Source organism: Nocardioides alkalitolerans DSM 16699 (genome assembly GCF_000426525.1).
Lineage (GTDB): Bacteria > Actinomycetota > Actinomycetes > Propionibacteriales > Nocardioidaceae > Nocardioides > Nocardioides alkalitolerans.
Genome location: NZ_AUFN01000015.1, coordinates 53,896 through 78,196 on the forward strand (window position 1 = coordinate 53,896; position 24,301 = coordinate 78,196).

At 74.0% G+C, this 24,301-nt stretch carries 21 protein-coding genes; 11 read left to right on the forward strand and 10 right to left on the reverse strand.

Annotation, left to right across the window (positions count from 1 at the left end):
- Positions 1 to 74 precede the first annotated feature (74 nt).
- The 4 genes from kdpB to K329_RS0114775 are packed head-to-tail and all read left to right on the forward strand — an operon-like array spanning position 75 to position 5,999.
- Entirely contained in the window at positions 75 to 2,108 is a 2,034-nt protein-coding gene (gene kdpB, locus K329_RS0114760) for a potassium-transporting ATPase subunit KdpB (RefSeq protein ID WP_425411481.1), read from the forward strand.
- A 23-nt stretch (positions 2,109 to 2,131) separates the two neighbouring features.
- On the forward strand, positions 2,132 to 2,749 hold the full coding sequence (gene kdpC, locus K329_RS0114765; RefSeq protein ID WP_028473655.1) for a potassium-transporting ATPase subunit KdpC: 618 nt from the start codon (positions 2,132 to 2,134) through the stop codon (positions 2,747 to 2,749).
- A gap of 32 nt (positions 2,750 to 2,781) precedes the next feature.
- Positions 2,782 to 5,328 carry a DUF4118 domain-containing protein gene (locus K329_RS0114770; RefSeq protein WP_052336934.1) on the forward strand — a complete coding sequence of 849 codons (2,547 nt, stop codon included), beginning with the start codon at positions 2,782 to 2,784 and terminating at the stop codon, positions 5,326 to 5,328.
- Positions 5,325 to 5,999 carry a response regulator gene (locus K329_RS0114775; protein ID WP_211225873.1) on the forward strand — a complete coding sequence of 225 codons (675 nt, stop codon included), beginning with the start codon at positions 5,325 to 5,327 and terminating at the stop codon, positions 5,997 to 5,999. The genes K329_RS0114770 and K329_RS0114775 overlap by 4 nt, the downstream gene beginning before the upstream one ends.
- 30 nt (positions 6,000 to 6,029) lie before the next feature.
- On the opposite strand, the gene K329_RS0114780 is transcribed toward K329_RS0114775, so the two are convergent.
- Complete coding sequence (locus tag K329_RS0114780; RefSeq protein ID WP_028473658.1) at positions 6,030 to 7,046, reverse strand: magnesium and cobalt transport protein CorA; 1,017 nt, start codon at positions 7,044 to 7,046, stop codon at positions 6,030 to 6,032.
- 65 nt (positions 7,047 to 7,111) lie between these two features.
- On the opposite strand from K329_RS0114780, the gene K329_RS27035 reads away from it, so the two are divergent.
- On the forward strand, positions 7,112 to 8,668 hold the full coding sequence (locus K329_RS27035) for a hypothetical protein (protein ID WP_052336935.1): 1,557 nt from the start codon (positions 7,112 to 7,114) through the stop codon (positions 8,666 to 8,668).
- 12 nt (positions 8,669 to 8,680) lie between these two features.
- Here K329_RS27035 and K329_RS0114790 read toward each other — a convergent pair whose 3' ends face one another.
- A complete protein-coding gene (locus K329_RS0114790) occupies positions 8,681 to 9,391 on the reverse strand; it encodes an SDR family oxidoreductase (RefSeq protein ID WP_211225874.1) in 711 nt (236 codons plus the stop codon).
- A 91-nt stretch (positions 9,392 to 9,482) separates the two neighbouring features.
- Here K329_RS0114790 and K329_RS0114795 point away from each other — a divergent pair, with 91 nt between their 5' ends.
- The gene (locus tag K329_RS0114795; protein ID WP_028473660.1) at positions 9,483 to 10,340 is read left to right on the forward strand and encodes a LysR family transcriptional regulator; all 858 of its coding nucleotides are present in this window, start codon (positions 9,483 to 9,485) and stop codon (positions 10,338 to 10,340) included.
- A gap of 10 nt (positions 10,341 to 10,350) precedes the next feature.
- Here K329_RS0114795 and K329_RS0114800 read toward each other — a convergent pair whose 3' ends face one another.
- Both K329_RS0114800 and K329_RS0114805 read right to left on the reverse strand, forming a co-directional pair.
- The gene (locus tag K329_RS0114800; RefSeq protein WP_028473661.1) at positions 10,351 to 10,917 is read right to left on the reverse strand and encodes an HhH-GPD-type base excision DNA repair protein; all 567 of its coding nucleotides are present in this window, start codon (positions 10,915 to 10,917) and stop codon (positions 10,351 to 10,353) included.
- 257 nt (positions 10,918 to 11,174) lie between these two features.
- Positions 11,175 to 11,552, reverse strand: coding sequence for a universal stress protein (locus K329_RS0114805; protein ID WP_028473662.1), 378 nt, complete (start codon positions 11,550 to 11,552; stop codon positions 11,175 to 11,177).
- A 156-nt stretch (positions 11,553 to 11,708) separates the two neighbouring features.
- On the opposite strand from K329_RS0114805, the gene K329_RS27040 reads away from it, so the two are divergent.
- Entirely contained in the window at positions 11,709 to 12,176 is a 468-nt protein-coding gene (locus tag K329_RS27040; RefSeq protein ID WP_157571750.1) for a hypothetical protein, read from the forward strand.
- Positions 12,177 to 12,199: 23 nt separating this feature from the next.
- Here the strand turns inward: K329_RS27040 and K329_RS0114820 are convergent, their stop codons facing one another.
- Together K329_RS0114820 and K329_RS0114825 are read right to left on the reverse strand one after the other, a co-directional pair.
- Complete coding sequence (locus tag K329_RS0114820) at positions 12,200 to 13,690, reverse strand: glutamate-cysteine ligase family protein (RefSeq protein ID WP_028473663.1); 1,491 nt, start codon at positions 13,688 to 13,690, stop codon at positions 12,200 to 12,202.
- A gap of 60 nt (positions 13,691 to 13,750) precedes the next feature.
- The gene (locus K329_RS0114825; protein WP_028473664.1) at positions 13,751 to 14,866 is read right to left on the reverse strand and encodes a DUF4192 domain-containing protein; all 1,116 of its coding nucleotides are present in this window, start codon (positions 14,864 to 14,866) and stop codon (positions 13,751 to 13,753) included.
- A 127-nt stretch (positions 14,867 to 14,993) separates the two neighbouring features.
- Between K329_RS0114825 and K329_RS27045 the strand changes: the two genes are divergently transcribed.
- From K329_RS27045 to K329_RS0114840, 3 genes are all read left to right on the forward strand, one after another.
- A complete protein-coding gene (locus K329_RS27045) occupies positions 14,994 to 16,553 on the forward strand; it encodes a DNA polymerase IV (RefSeq protein ID WP_245596568.1) in 1,560 nt (519 codons plus the stop codon).
- Positions 16,554 to 16,563: 10 nt separating this feature from the next.
- The gene (locus tag K329_RS0114835; protein ID WP_043643792.1) at positions 16,564 to 18,762 is read left to right on the forward strand and encodes a S9 family peptidase; all 2,199 of its coding nucleotides are present in this window, start codon (positions 16,564 to 16,566) and stop codon (positions 18,760 to 18,762) included.
- Positions 18,763 to 18,956: 194 nt separating this feature from the next.
- Positions 18,957 to 19,928, forward strand: a complete 972-nt coding sequence (locus K329_RS0114840; RefSeq protein ID WP_052336937.1) for a sigma-70 family RNA polymerase sigma factor — start codon at positions 18,957 to 18,959, stop codon at positions 19,926 to 19,928.
- A 23-nt stretch (positions 19,929 to 19,951) separates the two neighbouring features.
- On the opposite strand, the gene coaE is transcribed toward K329_RS0114840, so the two are convergent.
- From coaE to K329_RS0114855, 3 genes are read right to left on the reverse strand one after another with little or no spacing between them, the layout of a single operon-like run.
- A complete protein-coding gene (gene coaE / locus K329_RS0114845) occupies positions 19,952 to 20,548 on the reverse strand; it encodes a dephospho-CoA kinase (RefSeq protein ID WP_028473667.1) in 597 nt (198 codons plus the stop codon).
- Entirely contained in the window at positions 20,545 to 21,246 is a 702-nt protein-coding gene (locus K329_RS27050) for an SIMPL domain-containing protein (protein WP_052336938.1), read from the reverse strand. The genes coaE and K329_RS27050 overlap by 4 nt, the downstream gene beginning before the upstream one ends.
- Positions 21,247 to 21,286: 40 nt before the next feature.
- Entirely contained in the window at positions 21,287 to 22,246 is a 960-nt protein-coding gene (locus tag K329_RS0114855; protein WP_028473668.1) for a GlxA family transcriptional regulator, read from the reverse strand.
- Between the two features lie 93 nt (positions 22,247 to 22,339).
- Here K329_RS0114855 and K329_RS30960 point away from each other — a divergent pair, with 93 nt between their 5' ends.
- Positions 22,340 to 22,483, forward strand: coding sequence for a hypothetical protein (locus tag K329_RS30960; RefSeq protein WP_157571751.1), 144 nt, complete (start codon positions 22,340 to 22,342; stop codon positions 22,481 to 22,483).
- Positions 22,484 to 22,613: 130 nt separating this feature from the next.
- Here the strand turns inward: K329_RS30960 and rpsA are convergent, their stop codons facing one another.
- Positions 22,614 to 24,125, reverse strand: coding sequence for a 30S ribosomal protein S1 (gene rpsA, locus K329_RS0114865; protein ID WP_028473669.1), 1,512 nt, complete (start codon positions 24,123 to 24,125; stop codon positions 22,614 to 22,616).
- Between the last annotated feature and the right edge of the window lie 176 nt (positions 24,126 to 24,301).

Consider the following 24,301-nt stretch of genomic DNA (forward strand, 5'->3'; position numbering starts at 1 on the left):
ACGACGCGTCCCCGCCCACCCGCACCACCGGCGTCCTCACCGCCGGCCAGCTCGCCGAGGCACTGCCCGGCGCCCTGCGCAAGCTCGACCCCCGCGCCCTGCTCGCCACGCCCGTGATGCTCGTGGTCGAGGTCGGCGCGGCGGCCACCACCGTGCTCACCGCGCTCGACCCCAGCCTGATGGGCTGGCTCGTCACCGTCTGGCTCTGGCTCACCGTCGTGTTCGGCACCCTCGCCGAGTCGGTGGCCGAGGGCCGCGGCAAGGCCCAGGCGGCCAGCCTGCGCGCCCTGCAGACCGAGACCACGGCGCGCCGGGTGCGGGGCGGCAACCAGGCCCGCAACGCCGGCAGCCTCGGCGACCTGCCCACCGACGAGGTGCCCAGCACCGAGCTGCGGGCCGGCGACGTCGTCGTCGTGGTCGCGGGCGAGCGCATCCCCGGGGACGGCGACGTCGTCGAGGGCGTGGCGTCCGTCGACGAGTCGGCGGTGACGGGCGAGTCGGCGCCGGTGATCCGCGAGTCCGGTGGCGACCGCAGCGCCGTCACGGGCGGCACCGTCGTGCTGTCGGACCGCATCGTCGTGCGCATCACCTCCGACCCCGGCCAGTCGTTCGTCGACCGGATGATCGCCCTGGTCGAGGGCTCGGAGCGCCAGCGGACCCCCAACGAGATCGCCCTGAACGTGCTGCTGAGCACCCTGACGATCGTCTTCGCGACGGTGTGCGCCTCGCTGTGGTTCGTCGCCGACTTCAGCGGCGCCCGGCAGTCGGTGCTCGTGCTCACCGCCCTGCTGGTCTGCCTCATCCCCACCACGATCGGCGCCCTGCTCTCCGCGATCGGCATCGCCGGCATGGACCGCCTCGTGCGCCGCAACGTGCTCGCCATGTCGGGTCGCGCCGTCGAGGCCGCGGGCGACGTCGACGTGCTGCTGCTCGACAAGACCGGCACCATCACCCACGGCAACCGGCAGGCGTCCGCCCTGCTGCCGCTGGCCGGCGTACCGGAGACCGACCTCGCGGCCGCTGCACTGCTGGCGTCGCTGGCCGACGAGACGCCGGAGGGCCGCAGCATCGTCACGCTCGTACGGCGCGAGGCCGCCGAAGCGGGCCGCCCCGCGGAGGTCGACGGCGAGGCGGAGGCCGCGTCCGGCACGCTCGTCGAGTTCTCGGCCTCCACCCGGATGAGCGGTCTCGACGTCGGTGACCGGGTGATCCGCAAGGGGGCCGCCTCCGCCGTGGCGGCGTGGGTCTCGGGCACGGGAGCGCCGACGACGAGCGACGCGACCGCCGAGCTGGGGGCCATCGTCGACCGCGTCAGCTCGTCGGGCGGCACGCCGCTCGTCGTGGCGGAGCGGATCGGCGACGCACCCGCCCGGGTGCTCGGCGTCGTCCACCTGAAGGACGTCGTGAAGGACGGCATGCGCGAGCGGTTCGCCGAGCTGCGTGCCATGGGCATCCGCACCGTGATGATCACGGGCGACAACGCCGTCACCGCGAGGGCCATCGCCGCCGAGGCCGGTGTCGACGACGTGCTCGCCGAGGCCACGCCGGAGGACAAGCTGGCCCTGATCCGCGAGGAGCAGGCCGGCGGCCGGATGGTCGCCATGTGCGGCGACGGCACCAACGACGCCCCGGCGCTCGCGCAGGCCGACGTCGGCGTCGCCATGAACACGGGCACGACGGCCGCCAAGGAGGCCGGCAACATGGTCGACCTCGACTCCGACCCGACGAAGCTCATCGACGTCGTCGAGATCGGCAAGCAGCTGCTCATCACGCGCGGCGCCCTCACGACCTTCTCGGTCGCCAACGACGTCGCGAAGTACTTCGCGATCCTGCCCGCGATGTTCGTCGTCGCGTTCCCGCAGCTCGACGTCCTCAACGTCATGCGTCTGTCCAGCCCGGAGTCGGCCATCCTCTCGGCGGTCGTCTTCAACGCCCTCGTGATCGTCGCGCTCATCCCGCTGGCGCTGCGCGGCGTCTCCTACCGGCCGGCCGCCGCGGACGCCCTCCTGCGTCGCAACCTGCTGCTGTACGGCGTCGGCGGCTTCATCGCCCCGTTCGTCGGCATCAAGCTCATCGACCTCGTCGTCTCCCTGCTCCCCGGCCTCTGACGCCGAGAACGGACACCCCCACCATGAAGGACCTCCACGACCTGTTCCGCCAGAGCCTCGCCGGGCTGCGGGTGCTCGTCGTCGCCACGCTCCTGCTCGGCCTCGCCTACCCCCTGGCGGTCACCGGGTTCGCCGCGGTCGCCGCCCCCTGGCGGTCCGAGGGCTCGCTCGTCACCGCCGACGGGTCGCGCACGACCGACCCCGACCAGGCCGTCGGCTCCGAGCTGCTCGGCCAGAGCGTCACCGACGAGACCCTCTTCCAGCCCCGCCCCTCGGCGGCGGGCGACGGCTACGACCCGCTGTCGTCGTACGGCTCGAACCTCGGCCCCGAGAGCCCCGAGCTGCTCGCCGCGATCACCGAGCGCCAGGCCGTCGTGGCCGAGCGCGAGGGCGTCGAGGTGGCCGACGTGCCCCCCGACGCGGTCACCGCGTCGGGCTCCGGGCTCGACCCCGACATCTCGGTGGCGTACGCCGAGCTGCAGGCGCCGCGGGTCGCCGCGGCGAACGACCTGCCCGAGGACGAGGTCGACGCGCTCGTCGTCGCGCACACTGAGGGCCGCACCCTGGGCGTGCTCGGCGAGCCGCGGGTGAACGTCCTGCTGCTGAACGTCGCGGTGCGCGAGGCTGCTGGACGCGGGTGAACGGAGCCGGGAACGGGCGAGGGAGCGGACGGATGGAGCAGGGGCGGGTCGACCTGGAGCGGGCGGGCCAGGAGCGGCGGCGGGGCCGGCTGACGGTCTACCTCGGTGGCGCACCGGGCGTGGGCAAGACCTACGCCATGCTCGGCGAGGCCCGGCGACGCTGCGCCCGCGGCACCGACGTGGTCGTGGGCTACGTCGAGACCCACGGCCGCCGCCACACCGAGGAGCAGCTCGGCGACCTGGAGGTCGTGCCGCGGCGCCGGGTGGAGCACAAGGGCGCGAGCTTCACCGAGCTCGACGTCGACGCGGTGCTCGCCCGGCGGCCCGCCGTCGTCTGCGTCGACGAGCTCGCCCACACCAACGTGCCGGGCAGCGCGCGGGAGAAGCGGGCGGAGGACGTCGAGGTGATCCGGGCCGCCGGCATCGACGTCATCACCACCGTCAACATCCAGCACCTGGAGTCGCTCAACGACGAGGTCGAGCGCATCACCGGCGTCCGGCAGCGCGAGACGGTGCCCGACGAGGTCGTGCGGACCGCCGACCAGATCGAGCTCGTCGACATGTCGCCGGAGGCCCTGCGCCGCCGCATGGCGCACGGCAACATCTACAAGGCCGAGAACGCCCACGCGTCGCTCACGTCGTACTTCCGCGTCGGCAACCTCACCGCCCTGCGCGAGCTGGCGCTGCTGTGGCTGGCCGACCGGGTCGACGACGCGCTCGGCGACTACCGGCGGGCCCACCGCATCGAGCACTCCTGGCCCACGAAGGAGCGCATCGTCGTGGCCGTCACGGGCGGCCCGGAGAGCGAGACGCTGATCCGCCGGGGCGCGCGTCTGGCCCAGCGCGCGTCGGGCTCCGACCTGCTCGCCGTGCACGTCATCGCCACCGACGGCCTCCGCACTCCCGACACCGGCCGGATCGGCCGCGCCCAGCAGCTGGTGGCCTCCCTCGACGGCACCTTCCACTCCGTGTCGGGCGAGGACGTCTCGCAGGCCGTGGTCGACTTCGCGGCCGCGGCCAACGCGACGATGATCGTCGTCGGCGTCTCGCGCCACGGCCGGCTCCGCCGCCTCTTCACGGGTACGACGGGCGACCGCATCGCCTCGCTGGCCGGCGCGGTCGACGTGCACCTCGTGACCCACGACGAGGTCTCCCGGAGCACCGGCTGGCGCCGCCCCGCGCTCTCCCCGTTGAGCCGGGTGCGCCAGGCGCTCGGCTGGGTCGCCGCCGTGCTGCTCCCGGTGCTGCTCACCGCGGGCCTCCAGGCGTTCGACGAGACCGACCAGCTGCCGCTCGCCGAGATGCTCCTGCTCGCCGGGGCCGTGGTCGTCGCGCTCGTCGGCGGTCTGCTGCCCGCGCTGGCGGCGGCCGTCATCAGCTTCTTCGTCCTCAACTACTTCTTCACGCAGCCGACCGGGGTGCTGACGGTGGCCGAGCCGGCCAACCTGCTCTCGCTGCTGGTGTACGTCGCGGTCGCCGTCGGGGTCGCCACCGTCGTCGACCGGGCGTCGCGCCGCGCGGCGGACGCCGTACGCGCCCGCACGGAGGCCGCCACGATGAGCGGCCTCGCGCGCTCGGTGCTGACCGGCCAGGACACCGCGGAGGCGATCACCACCCGGCTCAAGGAGACGTTCGGGCAGGACGCGGTGGCGCTGCTGCGGCGCGGCGCCGCGGGGTGGAGCGTCGTCGCGGCGGCCGGCAGCCCCTGCGCCCGGACGCCCGAGGAGGGCGACACCCGCGTCGAGGTCGACGAGCAGCACCTGCTCGTGCTGTGCGGCGAGCCGCTGCGCGCCACCGACCGCCGGGTGCTCGAGGCGTTCGCGCTGCAGACGTCGCTGGTGCTGGAGTACCGGCGGCTGCGCGCCCGCGACGAGCACGCCGCCACGCTGGAGTCGGCCGAGGCCACCTCGACCGCCCTGCTGCGGGCCGTCTCCCACGACCTGCGCACCCCGCTCGCCACCATGCGCGCCTCCGTGGACGGCCTCACCTCCGGCGCCGAGCTGGCCACCGGCGACCGCGACGCCCTGCTCGGCTCGCTCGGGTCGTCGACCGAGCAGCTGGAGCGCCTCATCGACAACCTGCTCGACCTCTCCCGCGTGCAGGCCGGGCTGGTGCGGCCCACCCTGCTCCCCCGCTCGCTCGACGAGATCCTGCCGCTGGCCGTCGGCGCCCACTCGGCCGACGGCACCGTCGAGCTCGTGCTCGACGAGGGAGCCCCCCTGGTGCTCACCGACGCCGGTCTGCTCGAGCGGGTCGTCGCCAACCTCGTCGGCAACGCCGTGCGGGTCTCGAACGGCGTCCGGGTCCGGGTGCTCGCCCACGTGCTGCCCGACACCGTCGACATCCTCGTCGTCGACCGCGGCCCCGGCGTGCCGCCCGCGCTGCGCGAGCGCATGTTCGAGCCCTTCCAGCGCCTCGACGACACCTCCCCCGGCGGCCTCGGGCTGGGCCTCGCGGTGGCGCGCGGCCTCAGCGAGGCGATCGGCGTGGCCCTCAGCGCCGAGGACACCCCGGGCGGCGGCCTCACCATGGTGCTGTCGGTGCCGCGGCACCCGGGTCCGGTCGGGGCGTCGGCGTGAAGGTGCTCGTCGTCGACGACGAGCCCGACCTCACCCGGGCCCTCGCCATCAACCTGCGTGCCCACGGCTGGGAGGTGGTGACCGCCGGCGACGGTCGCAGCGCCCTGGCCGCGGCGGCCACGCACCACCCCGACGTCGTCCTGCTGGACCTGGGGCTGCCCGACCTCGACGGCACCGAGGTGATCTCCGGCCTCCGTGGCTGGACCACCGTGCCGATCGTCGTGCTGTCGGCCCGCCACCACGGCGAGGACAAGGTGGAGGCGCTCGACCTCGGCGCCGACGACTACGTCACCAAGCCGTTCGCGATGAACGAGCTGCTCGCGCGCCTGCGCGCGGCCGTCCGACGCGGCGCGTCGGCGGAGACGGAGGTGTCGCTCGTCGAGGCGGGCGACCTGACCATCGACCTCGCCCGCAAGAAGGTGCACCGCGACGGGGCCGAGGTGCGCCTGACCCCCACCGAGTGGGCGTTCCTCGAGCTCCTCGCGCGCCACCTCGGCAGGCTCGTGCCCCGCGCGACCATCCTCCGCGAGGTCTGGGGGCCGGCCTACGACCAGCAGACGCACTACCTGCGGGTGTACGCCGCGCAGCTGCGCCGCAAGATCGAGCGCGACCCCGCCCACCCCCGCCACCTCGTCACGACGAGCGGACTGGGCTACACCCTCGAGCCGTGACGCTCCGACCGGTGGGCGGGGCGTCCGGAGTCACAGCCAGCCGCGTCGGCGGAAGAGCAGGTGGAGGAGCCCGAACATGGCGACCATGAGCAGCAGGGCCATCGGGTAGCCGAAGGTCCACGTGAGCTCGGGCATGTGGGTGAAGTTCATCCCGTAGACCGTGGGCACCAGGGTCGGGGCGAAGAGGATCGCGGCCCACGACGAGATCCGCTTCACCTGCTCGCTCTGGCGGTACGTCGCCTCGGCCAGCTCCTGGATCTGGCGGTTCTGCCGCTGGGCCACGAGCGTCGCGTCCACCGTGAGGATGTTCTGGAGGCGGGTGCGCAGGCGCTCGATCCGATCGACGACGCGCTGCACGTGGTCGTCGACGTCGCGCATCAGGCGGGCCAGCTCCTGGTCGACGTCGTGGTCCGCGAACCACTGCGAGAGCGCCGCCACCATGTCCGGCAGCGGACGGGTCGCGAGGTCCAGGTCGTTGAGCTGCAGCGAGAGGTCGTAGATCCGGCGGGAGATGTCCTCCTCCCCCGCGAACACGCCCGCCTCCACCACGTCGACCGCGGTCTCGACTCCCGTGACCACGGGTGCGTACTCGTCGACGACCTGGTCGAAGACGGCGTACAGGACGGCGGACGGCCCCCTGGCCAGGAGCTCGGGCTGGTGCTCGAGCCGACGTCGGACCGCGCCGATGTCGGGCGACTCGGCGTGCCGGATCGTGACGACGAAGTCGGGGCCGGCGAACACGTGCACCTCGCCGATCTCCACCCGGGCGTCGTCGCCGACGAGCCGGGCGGGCCGGAGCACGGTGAAGAGCACGGGCCCGTACTGCTCGAGCTTCGGCCGCTGGTGGGCGGTGACGGCGTCCTCCACGGCGAGGTGGTGCAGCTCGAACTCCTCGGCGACGGCCGAGATCTCGTCGGCCGTCGGCCGGTAGAGCCCGATCCATCCCATGCCGTGCCGCTCGCGCACCAGCTCGAAGGTGACGACCAGCGACTCCGGCTCCAGCTTCGAGCCGTCGGGGCAGTAGACGGCGTTCTGAACGGTCACCATGCCCGCACGATGGCAGCCGGGCCGACCCTTGACGGAATCTTTACGCCGCCCCGGCAGGGCGCAGAATGGTGGCCCTGCTCCCCGACCCCGAGGACGTGTTCGCCATCAGCACCGCCCGCCGCACCACCCCGGCCGACGACGACGTCGCCGGCGTCCGCTTCCCCACCACCGACGGGTCGCGCAGCACGACCCGCACCGGCATCGCCGTCGTGGCCGACTCCCTCACCGGGGTCGACGACGCGCTCGCGCAGCGGGTCCGGGCGTCCGCGTCCTGGCGGAAGGACTACCTCGGGCACCTCGCGGCCTCCACCGCGGCGGCCGCCGCGGCGCCGGCGGCCCGACGCATCGCCGAGCAGGGGCTCGCGTCGGCCCGCGAGCGCTTCGTCTGGGTCGGAGCCGACGGCGACGAGACCCCGGTGGCGCAGCGCTTCGGTGACCACCGCCCGGCCGACGACGCCCGTCGGAGCACGGTGACGCCCGAGGTGGTGCGGGGCGGGCGCGACCGCCTGACGCGCGTCGAGGTGCCCTACCGCGGCGAGACGCTGCACGGCCCGCGGCTGGTGGAGCAGCTCGACCGCTGGGTCGAGGCCGGCGTCGTGGAGCCCGGGTTCGCCGCCGCGGTCACCACCGTCGTCGACGACCCGTCCTCCCTCTCCCTGCCCGGCCACGAGGTCGTCCTGCTCGGCGCGGGCGCGGCGATGGGGCCGCTGGCGACCCTGATGCGCTGGGGCGCCCACGTGGTCGCCCTCGACGTGCCGACCCCGCGCGTCCAGGACCGGGTGCGCGGCCTCGTCGCCGCCGGGGCGGGCGAGGCCGTGCTCGTCGGTGCCGACCTGGCGAGCGACCTCGACGCCGTACGCCCCTGGCTGCGGCAGCGCCGCGAGGCCGAGGCCGTCCCGGTGCTCGGCACCCACGTGTACGCCGACGGCGGCCGCCACGTCGAGGTCACGGTCGCCGCCGACGTGCTCGCCCGCGACACCCTCGAGGAGCGTCCAGAGGCGCTGCTCGCCTACCTCAACACGCCCACCGACACGTTCCTCGTGCCGCCGGACGCGGTCCGCCAGGCGCGGGAGCGGGCGGGCCAGGCGGGCTGGAACGGACGCCCCCACCGCCTGGCCCACCGGGTGAGCGGTCGCCGGCTGTTCCGACCGACGTACGTCGAGGACCTGCACGGCGACGACGGCGAGGTGTGGGGCCTCATCGACACCCTCGTCGACGTCCAGGGCCCGAACTACGCCCTCGCGAAGCGGATCCAGCGCTGGCGCGCGACCACGGCCCACCAGACGGGCCACCGGGTCTCGACCACCGTCGCCCCCGCCTCCTGGACCCGGTCGGTCACCAAGAACCCGGTGCTCGCCGCGGCGTACGCCGGCGCCGGCCGCTTCGGCGTCGAGATCTTCGAGCCCGCCACGGTCGCGCCCCTGCTGGCCGCCAAGCTCGTGGCCGACACGCTCGCCCCGGCCGGCGACCCGACGAGCCACCCGGAGGCGCTCTTCTCCGACACCGCCGCCCACGGCGGCCTGTGGCGCCAGCCGTTCGAGCCCCGCAGCGCGCTCGGCGTCGCGGCGCTCCTGGGCCTGCCGCGCACGACGCTCCGCAGGGTCACGGCGCGACGGGGCTGAGGGGCGGGCCGGTCACCAGGCGATCGGGCCCTCGTCGTCGAAGAAGCCCCCGCGGGGGCCGTCGTCGGGCACGGTCGCGAGGCGGACCGCGATCGCTGCTCCCTGCGCGGCCGTGCGCGGTGCGGCGAACCCGGTGAAGTCGGTCGCGACGTAGCCGGGGCAGACCGCGTTGACGATCACGGGGGTGTCGGCGAGCCGGCGGGCGTACTGCACCGTGAGGGCGTTGAGCAGCGTCTTCGACGGCGCGTACGCCGCCATCACCGGCCCCGTCCGCAGCTCCAACGACCCCATGTTGCTGGAGACGTTCACGATGCGCGGCGACCCCGACCGCTCGAGCAGCGGCAGCATCGCGTTCGTCACCCGGACGACCCCGACCACGTTCGTGTCGAGCACCGTGCGCAGCACGTCGAGGTCGAGCGTCGTCGGGTCCTGCGCGCCGCCGTCGGTGCGCCCTGCGATGCCCGCGTTGTTGACGAGCACGTCGAGGCCGCCCGCCGCGTCGAGGGCACGGGCCGCGTCGGCGACGCTCTCGTCGGACGTCACGTCGAGCGCCACGCCGAAGGCGTCGATGCCGGCCGCCCGCAACCGCTCGACCGCCTCCTCCCGACGTACGTCGTCGCGCGCGCCCACCGCCACCCGGTGGCCGAGCGCACCCAGCCCCTCGGCGATGGCGAGACCGATCCCCTTGTTCGCGCCGGTGACCAGCGCGGTCTTCGTCGTCATGCCGTCCATGCTCCCGAGGGCCGACCCGGTCGTCCACGACCGATCGGGTCGACCGTGATACCCGCGGGGTAACAGCCGGTAGGTTCGGCCCGTGGACCTCGTCGAGACCCGCGAGCTGCGCTACTTCGTGGCCGTCGCGGAGGAGCTGCACTTCGGACGCGCCGCCGAACGGCTCGAGATCGCCCAGCCGCCCCTCTCCCGGGCGATCCGTCAGCTCGAGCGCCGGCTCGGCGTCGACCTGCTCCGTCGCGACCGTCGCGGCACCGAGCTCACCGAGGCCGGCGAGGTGCTCCTGCGCGAGGCCCGCACCGCGCTCGACGCCGTGGCGGCCGCGGTACGACGTACGCGACGGGCGGCCCGACCCGACCGCTCCCTCGTGCTCGCGACGAAGGCCGGCGCGTCCCACGCGGTGCTGCAGCGGCTCCTCGACGCGTGGGCCGCCGACCCCCGCGTGCCCGCGGTCGAGGTGCTGCTGTGCGAGGTCGGCGAGCAGGCGGAGCTGCTGCGCGACGGGCGGGCCGACGTGGCCCTCATGCACCGGCCCGTCGACGACCTCGCCGGCTGCGACACCGAGGACCTCCACACCGAACCGCAGGTGGCGATCGTTCCGGGCACCCATCCGCTGGCGGAGCGGGAGCGCGTGACGATGGCGGACGTCCGTGCCGTGCCCGACCTCCCCATGGCCCGCTGGCCCCGCCTCGACGGCACCTACCCGGAGGGCCCGGGGCCGGAGATCCGCACCCAGTCCGCGCTCGCCCAGCTCGTCGCGCTCGGCCGCGCGCTGCTCGTCATCCCGGCCTCGAGCCGTGCCTGGCAGTGGCCCGAGCACGTGGCGGTGCCGGTCGACGACGCCCCGCTCATCACGACCGTCCTCGCGTGGCCGGCGACGAGCACGTCACCGGAGGTGGCGGCCGTCGTCCGCGCGGCGGCGGACCTGCCGGGGGCGTAGGACCCCGGCGTCAGGCCTGGGCCTTGGCCGCGGCCTTCACCTGCTTCTTGTGGTCGCGCACCTTCTGCAGCGACTCCGGGTCGACCACGTCGGCCACGGAGCGGAACCCGGGTTCGGCGTAGTCCCCGACGACCTGCTCCCAACCCTCGGGGCGTACGTCGAGCTGCTTCGCGAGCAGCGCGACGAAGATCTGGGCCTTCTGCTTGCCGAACCCCGGCAGCGCCATGACCCGCTTGAGCAGCTCCTTGCCCGTCGGCACGTCGCGCCACAGCGCGGCCGCGTCGCCGCCGTACTCCTCGACCACGATGCGCGCCACCTCCTGCAGCCGGGCGGCCATCGAGCCGGGGAACCGGTGGATCGCCGGGGTCGTCGCGCACATCGCGGCGAACTCCTCGGGGTCGGCCTCGGCGATGCGGACCGGGTCGAACGTGCCGAAGCGGTCGAGCACCTTGGCGGGGCCGCGGAAGGCGTGCTCCATCGGGTACTGCTGGTCGAGCATCATGCCGATGAGCAGCGCGAACGGGTCGGAGTCGAGCACCGCGTCGGCAGCGGCGTCACCGGTGATCTGGATGGCCATGGGGTCATCCTGCCGCACGCCGGCAGCGGTGGCCGAGCGCCTCAGACCCAGAGGTGCGCTCCGGTGCCGCCTGGTGGCACCGGAGCACGCCCGGCGTATCGGGCGGCGCGGGGTTCGCCCCCCACTCCACGCGTCACTCCACCACCACTGGGCGGGCGAATCCGGGACTGGGCGGGCAATGCACAGGCCGCCCAGTCCCGGATTCCCCGGCCGACCGGGGAAACCAGGGGAATCGTGAGAGCCGGCCGACGAACGCCTCAGGGCACCTTGACCGCGAGCACGGGGGCCTGGGCGTCGAGGAGGATCCGCTGGGCGTTGCTGCCGAGCAGCAGCTTGCCGACGGGCGTACGGCGACGCAGGCCGATCACGATGAGGCCCGCGCCGAGCTCCTCGGCCACGGCCAGGAGGTCCTCGGCCGGCTCGAACGACCCGGTCGTCACGCGCACCTCGTGCTCGATGCCGGAGGCGGCGAGCGTCTCGCGGGCGCCGACCAGCTCGGCCTCCCCGTCGCCCGCGCTGCGCTGGGCGCTCACGAGCACCAGCCGGCCACCCCGCAGCGTGGCCTCCTCGAGCGCCTTCTGCAGGGCCGCCTCGCCCTCGGGCTTGGCGACGTACCCCACCACGATCGTCGTCACGACTGGCTCCTCGCTGCGCTGGTCCGACGTGCAGACCGACGCTCTCGGCGCCGGGCCCACCGACGCGGTCGTCGGCTGCTGGGCACGCTAGCGGATCCGCGGCCCCCTGTGGAGGAGCGCTGGCCGCCGACGCCGCCGCCGGGCAGGGTCGTGGCCGTGAGCACGCACCCCACCGAGGCCCCCGCCGGCACCACGCCGGCCGAGCTGCGGGAGGCGGTGCGCCAGCTCGTGGCGTCCGGTCGGCGGCGCGTCTTCCCCGCCGCCGTCCACGTCGGACGCCCCGCGGGCGCGAGCCGCTCCATGCCCGCCGCCGGTCTCGACGACCACGCGCTGCGCGCCGACGCCCTCACGGTCCTGGTCGACGGGCTCCTCCTGCGCGAGTCCAGAGGCGCCGTCCGCCACCTGCGTGTCGCGCCGGCCGCTCCCCCGTCGTACCTCGTCTGGCTCACCCGGCCCGGCGACGTCGACGTCCAGGACGCCGACCTCGCGTGGGTGGCCGCGACGCGTACGGCGAGCGCCGAGCTCGGCGTCGACCTCGTGCCGGTCGTGGTCACCCGCCACGGGTGGTGGGACCCGGTCGGCGACGGCCGCCGCACCTGGCGGCGGATGCGCGCCACCCGCTGACGGCCCGGTACCGGGCGGGACCCTCAGTCCCAGGTGTGCACGGGCTCGTTGGTGTGCATCCGCGTGCGGTAGTCCCGCAGCGCCGCCCGGAGCGCGGCGTGCCGCTCCCGGTCGCCCTCCGCCTTCACCCGGCGCACGAACCACTCCGCGCCGTTCGTGCCGAGCAGGCAGCGCTGCTCGATGATGCCGAGCAGCCGGTCGATCTCCGCGGTCGTCGAGCCCCAGCTCTCCAGTCCCTGCCGGGCCAGCGGCAGGAGCCGCCGGAGCACGAGCTCGGTGGCCGCCACCTGGCCGACGTTCGGCCAGTAGAGCTGCGCGTCGATGCCCTGGCGCGCCGCGACGTGGAAGTTCTCCTCGGCGGCGCTGAACGACATGCGCGACCACAGCGGCCGCTCGTCGGTGGCCAGCGCCCGCACGAGGCCGAAGTAGAAGGCGGCGTTCGCCATCATGTCGACGACCGTCGGGCCCGCCGCGAGCAGACGGTTCTCCACCCGCAGGTGCGGCCGGCCGTCGGCGATGTCGTAGACGGGCCGGTTCCAGCGGTAGACCGTGCCGTTGTGCAGGCGCAGCTCGGTGAGCTGCGGCGTGCCGCCCGCCTCGAGCACGGCCAGCGGGTCCTCGTCCTCCGTCACCGGGAGCAGGGCCGGGAAGTAGCGCACGTTCTCCTCGAAGAGGTCGAACACCGACGTGATCCAGCGCTCGCCGAACCACACCCGGGGCCGCACGCCCTGCACCTTGAGCTCCTCGCTGCGGGTGTCCGTGGCCTGCTCGAAGAGCGGGATCCGGGTCTCGCGCCACGTCTCCTTGCCGAACAGGTACGGCGCGTTGGCGCCGAGCGCCACCTGCACGCCGGCGATCGCCTGCGAGGCGTTCCAGTACGCCGCGAACTCCTCCGGCTTCGTCTGCACGTGGATCTGCATGCTCGTGCAGGCCGCCTCGGGCACGATCGAGTCGGTGGTCGTCTCGACCCGCTCGACGCCGGTGACGTCGATGGCGATGTCCTCCCCGCGGGCGTCGAGGATCTGCTCGCTGAGCAGCGCGTAGCGGGGGTTGGGGCTGAGCGTCGCGCGGCTCATGTGCCCCTGCTCGAGGGTCGGCAGGATCCCGATCATCACGAGGTGGGCGCCGACCTCGGTGCTCGCGCGCTCGGCGTCGTTGAGGCTGCGCCGCAGGTTCTCCTCGAAGACCGTGAGGCCTCCCCCGTCGGCCGGGTCGGCGTCGTCGGGCACCCGCAGCCGCGCAGGCGGCACGTTGATCTCGACGTTGAACTGGCCGAGCTCCGTCTGGAAGTCCGGGTCGGCGATCGCCGCGAGCACCTCCGCGTTCTTCAGCGCCGGGTCCTCGTCGGCGTCGACCAGGTTGAGCTCGACCTCGAGCCCCGTCATCGGGTCGTCGGCCTCGAACGCGTTCTCCCGCAGCATCCGCGCCAGCACGTCGAGCGAGCGACGCACCTTCTCGCGGTGCTTGGTGCGGTCCGCACGCGAGAACTCCTGCAGCTCGACCTCGTCACCCATGGCGGCAGCGTAGTGCGCCCCACGTCACACGCCGCCGCCGCGGACTCCCCCGTGGACGGCTCAGGCAGGGCTGCGGCGCACCTCGGCCGTCTGGTCCCACCACGACGGGGGCGTCGCGGCCGCCAGCAGGTCACCGACGAGCCGGCCGAGCCCGTGCTGCGGCACCTCCGCCAGGCAGCGGTCGACGGCACACCAGGCGAGGGCCCCGTTGCCGTGGAGCCACGCCGCCAGGCCGGTGAGCGCGGCCGGCGCCGCCCGCACGCCCGCCGGCGAGCGCCGCAGCAGGTCGCTCCACAGCGCGAGGTGGGCCGCGGAGGTCTCGCGCGTCAGGTGCACCCAGCTCGCGTCGCGGTGCTGGCCGATCTCGAGGGCGAGCAGCATGCGTCCGGCCTCGTCGTCGGTGAGCACGCCGGGCCCGTCCGGGCCGTCGGTCACGGCCGTCACCCGCTCCACCGTCGTCGTCACCCAGGCGGACTCGGCCGGACCCGTCCGGGGCAGCTGGCGGTAGCGCTCCATCGCGACCGCCCGCTCCACCCCGGCCCGCCGGGGCCGGGGCAGCGGGTCGAGCAGCGCCGCCAGGTCGGCGCGGCTCGCGTGCACCACCCGACCGCGCACGACGGCCTCCGTGCGCGCCGGGTGGGAGCCCGCGTCGTACGGCGTGCCCTGCGGGTCGCCCGCGCCCGGGTCGACCCCGCCCCCGGCCGCCAGCGCGAACCAGTGGCTGCCGTCGGCGCGCACGAGGTCGACGACGCGGATGCCGGCCTCGTCGAACGCCTCCGCGAGCCCGTCGGCGGTCGCCTCGGCGAGGGCGTGGTCGTCGCTGTAGACGACCGCGGCGACGATCGCGACGCCGTACCGACGGCAGGGCGCGACGACCTCCTCGACGACGAGGGGCAGGTCGGCGGGGTCGGCCGGCAGGTCGATGCGCAGGTGCAGCCCGGGCCCGTCCTCGGGGTCACGGGGCGCGCCGGACCCGCTGCGCTCCGGCGACGAGACGCCGTTCGCCCCGAACGTCAGCACGACGAGGGAGTCGGACGGCGTGAAGCCGAGCACGAGCGGTACGGCGGCGAGCAGGTCGTCGGGTCCGCGGAGGCGGAGGCGCTGGGGATCGCGGTCCGTGGCGCGAGCGGGGTCGGTGGGGTGGGCGGGGACTGAGGTCTCTCGGTGGTCGGTCATGCCTGCAGGCCTCCCCGGGCCGATCGTCCGCCAGCCCGCGCGTCCGTTCCCTGGGGACGACCAGCCCCGATCCGCGCCCTGGGGACGAAAAGCGGTCCGTCACCGGAGGCGACTAGCGTGGTGCACCGTGCCCCTGCCTCTCGGTCGACGGACCCACGCGTCCGTCCTCCACCTCGACCTCGACGCCTTCTTCGCGTCGGTCGAGCAGCGCGACAAGCCGTCGCTGCGGGGCAAGCCGGTGATCGTCGGCGGCACCGCCGGCCGCGGGGTCGTCGCCACCGCGTCCTACGAGGCCCGGGTGTACGGCGTGCGCTCGGCCATGTCGACCCGCGAGGCCCGCGCGCGGTGCCCGCACGCCGCCTACCTCCGGGGCCGCTTCGACGCCTACCGCGAGGCGAGCGGGATCGTGATGCGCCTGCTGCGCGAGGTCTCGCCGCTGGTGGAACCCCTCTCGCTCGACGAGGCCTTCGTCGACCTCGCCGCGGCCGACGACCCCCTGCTGCCCGACCTCGAGACCGAGACCGTCCGCGCGTTCGCCCAGGTGCTCCGCGACCGGGTGCACGAGGCGACCGGCGGGCTCACCGCCTCCGTCGGTCTCGCCACCTCCAAGTTCGTCGCCAAGGTGGCCAGCGACCTCGACAAGCCCGACGGCCTCCGCGTCGTCCCCCCGGGCACGGAGCAGGAGCTGCTGCGCCCCATGGCGGTCACCGTCATCCCCGGGGTGGGCCCCGCGACCGCCGAGCGGCTCCGGCGCGCCGGCGTGCGTACCGTCGCCGACCTCGAGGGCCTCGGCCTCGACGAGCTCGTGAGCCAGGTCGGCAAGGCCCACGGCGCGGTGCTCCACTCCCTGGCCCGGGCGCGCGACGAGCGACCGGTGGTGGCCGAGCGGGAGACCAAGTCGGTCAGTGCGGAGGGCACCTACGAGACCGACATCGTCGACGTCGGGCTGATGGCCGGGCTGCTCGCGCGGCAGGCGGGCGGCGTGGCCGAGCGCCTGCGCTCGGCGGGTCTCTCGGGCCGCACCATCACCATCAAGGTCCGTCTCGCCGACTTCACCACCGTCAACCGCTCGGCCACCCTGCCGGCCCCGGTCGACGACGGCGCCACCGTCGCGCGGGTGGCCAAGGCCCTGCTCACCGAGCTCGCGACCACGGCCGACCTCGGCGGCGGCGTCCGGCTCCTGGGGGTCGGGGTCTCGGGCCTGGCCGACTGGGTGCAGGAGGACCTCTTCAGCATGCTCGAGCCCGACCCCCAGGGGCCGGACGCCCAGCCGGCCCCGGTCGTGCCCGCCGGCCTCGGCGAGACCGTCGAGGTCACCACGGACGACGGGCACCCCGCCGACCCCACCGCCGACCCGACCGCCGACTCCACAGCCGACCCGGTCACCGCTCCGACCGGCTCCGAGGCCGACCCCCTCGACGAGCCCCTCGCCCGCTTCGCCGACCAGTGGCCGGCGGGCGCCGACGTCGAGCACGACGAGCACGGTCGCGGCTGGGTGTGGGGCTCCGGCCGGGGAGTGGTGACGGTGCGGTTCGAGACGGCGAGCACCCCGCCGGGCCCGGTGCGCTCGTTCAAGGCCGACGACCCCGCGCTGCATCCCTGGCGCCGTAGCCCCGCCGCCGAGCCCCCCGCAGCCGAGCCGGCGGCCGGGCCCGCCGCCCCCGGGGGGTCTCCGGACGGCCGATAGTGTCGTGAGCATGGAGTCCACCGCCGCTGCTCAGCCGCCCGTCGCCGCGTCCCGACCCGTCACCGCCGTCCACCACGGCCAGGAGCGCGTCGACGCCTACGACTGGCTGAGGGCGAAGGAGGACCCCGAGGTCATCGGCTACCTCGAGGCCGAGAACGCCTGGACCGAGTCCCGGACGGAGCACCTCGCGGGCCTCCGCGAGCAGATCTTCACCGAGATCCGCAACCGCACCCAGGAGACCGACCTCTCCGTGCCGGTGCGCAACCGCGGGTTCTGGTACTACTCCCGCTCCTTCGAGGGCCGCGAGTACGGCGCGAGCTGCCGCGTGCCGGTCACCGACGAGGCCGACTGGACGCCGCCCGAGCCCGCCGCGGACTCCTCCCCCGACGAGCCCGCCCTGCCCGGCGAGCAGCTGCTGCTCGACCTCAACGAGCTGGCCGAGGGGCACGAGTTCTTCTCCCTGGGCGGCTCCTCGATCAGCCCGACCACGGCGCTGCTCGCCTACGCCACCGACACGGTCGGCGACGAGCGCTACACCGTGCGCATCAAGGACCTCGCCACCGGCGCGCTGCTCGACGACGAGCTGACGGGCGTCATGGGCGGCGTGACCTGGGACCGCGACTCCGCCTCGGTCTTCTACACGACCGTCGACGACACCTGGCGCCCCGACAAGGTCTGGCGCCACGTGCTCGGTACGGCGCAGGCCGACGACGAGCTCGTCTTCCACGAGCCCGACGCCCGCTACTGGACGGGCGTGGGCCGCTCCCGCAGCGACCGGTTCCTCATGATCGTCACCGGCTCGAAGACGACCACCGAGTTCCGCTACCTCGACGCCGACGACCCCGAGGCCGGCTTCCAGCTCTTCGCCGAGCGCGTCGACGGGCTGGAGTACAGCCTCGAGCACGCCGTCCTGGGCGGCGAGGACGTGTTCCTCGTGCTCCACAACGCCACCGGCCCCGACTTCGCGCTCGGGGTCGCCCCCGTGGCCCCGACCCCCGCCGACGCCTGGGCCGACCTGGTGCCGCACGACCCCGCCGTACGCCTCGAGGCCGTCGACGCGTTCGCCGGCCACCTCGTCGTGCACCAGCGCAGCGAGGGCCTCACCCAGCTGCGCATCATCGAGCTCGACGGCACGGGTACCGGCGAGCGGTCGCGGGGCCTGGGTGACGACTACCTGGTCTCGTTCGACGACGAGCTCTACACGATCGAGTCGGGCGGCAACCCCGCGTTCGACCAGCCGACGGTCCGCATCGGCTACACGACCCTGGCGGTGCCCGCCTCGGTCTACGACTACGACGTGCGCACCCGCGACCTGCGCCTGCTGCGCCGTACCCCCGTGCTCGGCGGCTTCGACCCGGGCGCGTACGTCGAGCGCCGCCTGTGGGCCACCGCTCCCGACGGCGAGCGCGTGCCGATCTCGCTGGTCGCCCGGCGCGAGGTGGCCGACGCCGTCGAGGCCGGCACCCCCGCTCCGCTCCACCTCTACGGCTACGGGTCCTACGAGGCCTCGATGGACCCGTACTTCTCCATCGCCCGGCTCTCGATCCTCGACCGGGGGGCGGCGTTCGCCATCGCCCACGTGCGGGGCGGCGGCGAGATGGGCCGCCGGTGGTACGACCAGGGGAAGATGGAGCACAAGCAGAACACCTTCTCCGACTTCATCGCCTGCGGCCGGCACCTGGTCGCCGAGGGCTGGACGACCCCGGAGCGGATGGTCGCCGAGGGCGGCAGCGCCGGCGGCCTGCTCATGGGCGCCGTCGTCAACCAGGCCCCCGAGCTGTGGGGCGGCATCGTCGCGGCGGTGCCGTTCGTCGACGCGCTCACCTCGATGCTCGACGCGAGCCTGCCGCTCACCGTCGGGGAGTACGAGGAGTGGGGCAACCCCGAGGGCGACCCCGAGGTCTACGCCCGGATGCTCGCCTACGCGCCCTACGACAACGTGGCCGCCGTCGACTACCCCCCGATCCTGGCCGAGACCTCCCTCAACGACACGCGGGTCCTGTACGTCGAGCCGGCCAAGTGGGTGGCGCGCCTGCGGGCCACGGCGGTCGGCCGCCGGGACTTCCTGCTCCGCACCGAGATGGCCGCCGGGCACGGTGGTGTCTCGGGCCGCTACCAGGCCTGGAAGGACCGCGCGTTCAGCCTCGCGTGGATCCTCGACCGCATGGGTCTCGCGCAGGAGACGCCCCAGGTCACCCCTCTGGACTGAGAGGAGCCCGTCGGGACTGAGAAGTCCCTGAGATTCGGTGAATCCGGCAACTCTGGGAACCGGTCACTCGTCTGGACTGAAGAGAGCGCACGACGAACCTCCCGAGCACCCATCGGGAATCTGTACGGCGTCGAACCAGTTACACCAACGTACGTCGCCACCCGCACGCGGCGTACCGACGAGGAGGGCGTCCCATGTCCACACGCACCGCAAGGACCACGACCCGCACGACGGTGAACCGCGACATCGAAGGTCGCGACAGCGTCGGCCTCTACCTGGACGAGATCGCCCGGACGCCCCTGCTGGACGCCGTCACCGAGGTCGAGCTGGCCAAGACGATCGAGGCCGGCCTCTTCGCCGAGCAGCTGCTCGCCGAGGGTCGCGTGGGCCGCCGCAACGGCGGTGCGCCCAAGTCCGCGAACCGCGAGGAGCTCGAGTGGCTCGCCGAGGAGGGTCGTCGCGCGATCGACACCTTCATCCAGGCGAACCTGCGGCTCGTCGTCTCCATCGCCCGCAAGTACGGCCGGTCGCAGATGCCGATGCTCGACCTGATCCAGGAGGGCAACACCGGCCTCATCCGGGCGGTCGAGAAGTTCGACTACTCGAAGGGCTTCAAGTTCTCGACGTACGCCACCTGGTGGGTGCGTCAGGCCATCACCCGCGGCATCGCCCAGCAGGCCCGCGTCGTCCGCCTCCCCGTGCACGTCGTGGAGGAGCTCAACCAGGTCAGCGGCGCCCGTCGCACGCTCGAGCGCCAGCTCGGCCGCGACCCGGAGCCGGAGGAGATCGCCGTCGAGCTCGACATGACCGTCGAGCGCGTCACCGACCTCATGTCGTGGGGCCGTGAGCACGTCAGCCTCGACTCCCCCGTCGACGAGGACGGCGACACCTCCCTCGGCGACCTGATGGCCCAGGAGACCGCTCCGGGCCCGGACCTCACCGTGCTCGACACCGAGTCCCGCGACCGCCTCAGCAACCTGGTCTCGCTGCTCGACGAGCGCTCCGCCGACATCATCCGCTCGCGCTACGGCCTCAGCGACGGTCGCCAGCACAAGCTGGCCGACATCGGCACCAAGCACGGCATCTCCGCCGAGCGTGTGCGCCAGCTGGAGCGGGAGGCCCTGCAGAAGCTGCGCGGCTTCGCCGACCCGGACCTCGCCGCCTGACCGACCACCCTGCGGCCCGCGCCTCACGCGGGTGACGCGCGCCGCAGCTCCTCGACGACCTCCGCCACCCTCCGGCGGAGGTCGTCGTGCGTCCCGGTGTTGTCGACGACGTACGTCGCAGCCGCGAGCCGCTGCTCGCGCGTGGCCTGGGCGTCGATGCGGGCCCGGGCGTCGGCCTCCGTCATCCCGCGGTCGCCCACCATGCGCGCCACCTGGGTCTCCACCGGCACGTCGACCACCACGACGGCGTCGAACGCCGCCGGCTGGCCGGTCTCGACCAGCAGCGGGACGTCGTGGACCACGAGCGCGCCCGGGGCGGCCGCCGCCTCCAGCTCGGTCCCGCGGGCCCGCACCCGGGGGTGGATGATCGCCTCCAGCACGCGCCGCTTCGCCTCGTCGGCGAACACGATGGCGCCCACGGCCGGACGGTCCATCTCGCCCGTGGCCGTCAGCACCGCGGGCCCGAAGGCCGCGACGACCTCCGCGAGGCCCTCGGTGCCGGGCGCCACGACCTCGCGGGCCAGGAGGTCGGCGTCGACGACGACCGCGCCCAGCTCCGCCAGCATCCGCGAGACGGTGCTCTTGCCGGCGGCCACGCCGCCCGTCAGCCCGACCCTCATGCCCGCGCGCTCCCGTCCGGGGTGCCCGTGGTGAACCGGGCGTCGACGGCCACCACGACCTCGATGTCCCGCGGCGACATCTCGAGGTGCGCGTCGCCCCCGCCGGAGGCTGCCGCCATGGCTACGAACGGGCCGCGGTCGCGCAGGAGGTGGTGGCCCGGCTCGCCGCCGCCCAGCATCCCGGCGTCGGCGATCGCGACGTACGTCGGCACGCCCAGCCCGGCGGCGGTGGCGTAGTCCTCGGCCGCGCCCCGGGCGTCCTGCACGGCCTCGGCCCGCAACCGACGGACCAGGCGCGCGCGGTGCTCGGGCAGGAGCGTCCACTCGACGCCCTGCACCTGGAGGCCCTCGACGCCCGCGACCTCGCTCAGCCACCGGCCCAGCGCCACGGCGTCGTCGAACTCCACCCGCACGCCCGCGACGGCGTGGTGCACGAGCGGCCCGCGCTCGCCGTCGTGACGCCAGGGACGCTCGGCGCCCAGCTGCACGTCGTCCACGTGCACGGTGCGCACGGGCCCGGTGTCCGTGTCGTGGAGGCCCTCGAGCGAGCCGCGCACGGCAGCCACGCCCGCCACGACGACGTCGTAGGCGTCGGCGCTCACGGGTGCGTCGGCCCGCACCTGGGCGTGGACGGTGCCGCGGTCGGGCGGGGCGCTGGCCGAGGCGCGGCCCCGGACGGTGATGTCGGTGGTCGTCACGCCCGGAACCCTACGTGGCCGCGGGTTCCCGCCGGCCTGGTCAGCCGGCCTCGGCGGCGCACGCGAACGTGCGCCGGTACTCCTGCGGGCTGACGCCGCGCACGCGCAGGAAGTGGTGGCGCAGCGTGGCGGCGTTGCCAAACCCGACCTCCCGGGCGATCCACTCCACGGACGCGCTGCTGCGCTCGAGCAGCTCCTCCGCGGCCAGCACGCGCTGCCGGGTCACCCAGGCGTGCGGCGTCGTGCCGGTCTCCGCGCGGAAGCGGCGGGCGAACGTGCGCGCCGACATCAGGCTGCGCCGCGCCAGGGACTCCACGCTGTGGTCCTCGGCGAGGTTGCCGGCGATCCAGCCGAGCAGCGGGCCGAGGGTCTCGGCATCGCAGTCGGGGACGGCCCGCTCGATGAACTGGGCCTGCCCCCCGGAGCGCTGCGGCGGCACGACCATCCGGCGGGCGACCGTGCTGGCGGCGGCAGCGCCGTACTCCTGCCGCCAGATGTGCAGGCTCGCGTCGATGCCCGCGGCCGAGCCCGCGCTCGTCACGACCTGCCCGGCGTCGACGTACAGCACCTCGGGCACGACCGTCGCGGCCGGGAAGCGTCGGGCGAGCTCGTCGGTGTAGCGCCAGTGCGTGGTGCACTCGCGGCCGTCGAGCAGGCCGGCGTCGCCCAGCGTGAACGCCCCCGAGCAGACCGAGAGGATGCGGGCGCCGCGGTCGTGGGCCGCGAGCAGCGCGTCGAGGAACGGGCCGGGCGGCTCCTCCCCGCTCGACATGGCCGGCACGGCCACGAGGTCGGCCTCGGCGGCCCGCGCGAGGTCGGCGCTCGGGGCGATGGAGAAGCCCATCGAGGTCGGCACGGGTCGGGCGCCGTCGGAGCAGACCGCGAAGTCGAGCACGGGCAGCCCGTCGTCGGAGCGGTCGATGCCGAAGGCCTCGCACAGCACGCCGAGCTCGAACGGCGCGACCCCCTCGAAGGCCAGCACGGCCACGTTCGTCAGCATCCCGCCATCGTGCCACGTCGATGGCAGCAAATCGATGCACCCCGGCATCTCCGCCACTGGTGGCGGTAATCCCATGGGCGCAGCATTACTGCCATGACCTTCTTCGCGATCCTCCTCGCCGTCCTCTTCGTCACCTCCGTCCTCATGACCACCGACGCGCTGCGCCACGACCGGGGCGCGCCTCCCCGCTCCCACCACGAGGACCTGCTGCCGCCCCACCGGCACCACCTCGCGTGAGCCCACCTCCACCACCACCACCGCCCGGAAACGCGACGAGCGCCCACCCCCTCGCGGGGGTGGGCGCTCGTCGTACGTGCTGCTACACCGACGTCAGCCGGTGGTGCGAGCCGGTCGCTGGGCGACCTGCTCAGGCACCGCCGCCGGTCAGCTTCTCGCGGAGCGCCTGCAGCGCCTCGTCGGAGGCGAGCGACCCGCCGCCGCCACCGCTGGTGCTGCTGCCGCTGTCGTTGCCACCGCTGGCCGCGACCTCGTCGTTGCCACCGCTCGAGTACGACGTGGCCTCGCCGGCCTCGGCGTCGGCCACCTTGGCCTCGGCCTGCTGCTTGACGTGGGCCTCCCAGCGAGCGTGCGCCTTGGCGTACTGCTCCTCCCAGGCGGCGCGCTGCTCGTCGAAGCCCTCGAGCCAGTCGTTGGCCTCGACGTCGAAGCCCTCGGGGTAGATGTAGTTGCCCTCGGCGTCGTACGACGCGGTCATGCCGTAGAGCGTCGGGTCGAAGTCCTCGGCGTCGGCCGCGGCAGCCGTCTCGTTCGCCTGCTTCAGCGAGAGCGAGATGCGGCGACGCTCGAGGTCGATGTCGATGATCTTGACCATGACGTCGTCGTTGACCTGGACGACCTGCTCCGGGATCTCCACGTGGCGCTCGGCCAGCTCGGAGATGTGCACGAGGCCCTCGATGCCCTCCTCGACGCGGACGAACGAACCGAAGGGCACCAGCTTGGTGACCTTGCCCGGCACGATCTGGCCGATCTGGTGGGTGCGGGCGAAGTGCTGCCACGGGTCTTCCTGCGTCGCCTTGAGCGACAGCGAGACGCGCTCGCGGTCCATGTCGACGTCGAGCACCTCCACCGTGACCTCGTCGCCCACCGTGACGACCTCGGACGGGTGGTCGATGTGCTTCCACGACAGCTCGGAGACGTGCACGAGGCCGTCGACGCCGCCGAGGTCCACGAACGCACCGAAGTTGACGATCGAGGAGACGACGCCCTTGCGGATCTGGCCCTTCTGCAGCTGCGTCAGGAAGCCCTGGCGGACCTCCGACTGCGTCTGCTCGAGCCACGCACGACGCGACAGCACGACGTTGTTGCGGTTCTTGTCGAGCTCGATGATCTTCGCCTCGAGCGTCTGGCCGACGTAGGGCTGCAGGTCACGCACACGACGCATCTCGACGAGCGACGCGGGCAGGAAGCCGCGCAGGCCGATGTCGAGGATGAGGCCGCCCTTGACGACCTCGATGACGGTGCCCTCGACGACGCCGTCCTCCTCCTTGACCTTCTCGATCGTGCCCCAGGCGCGCTCGTACTGTGCGCGCTTCTTGGAGAGGATCAGCCGGCCTTCCTTGTCCTCCTTCTGGAGGACGAGGGCCTCGACCTTGTCGCCGACCTCGACGACCTCGGAGGGGTCGATGTCGTGCTTGATCGACAGCTCGCGCGAGGGGATGACGCCCTCGGTCTTGTAGCCGATGTCCAGGAGGACCTCGTCGCGGTCGACCTTGACGATGGTGCCCTCGACGATGTCGCCGTCGTTGAAGTACTTGATCGTCGCGTCGATGGCGGCAAGGAAGTCCTCTTCCGAGCCGATGTCGTTCACGGCGACCTGAGGCGCGTCGTAGTCCGGAAGAGTGGAGATGGTGCTCGTCATGTAGAGGGGGAACCTTTGCGGTGGACAGTTGGAGTCGTGCGGCGGCGCTCAGAGGCCCTCGTCACCACCGGTGGGGACTGCCCGAGGCCGCGTGGAACGACGGCTGCAGGGCGGGTGGTGAGCACGGGTCCGCTCCGTCCGGGACGCAGGCAGACCTCTGGCGCATCTAGAAGGGT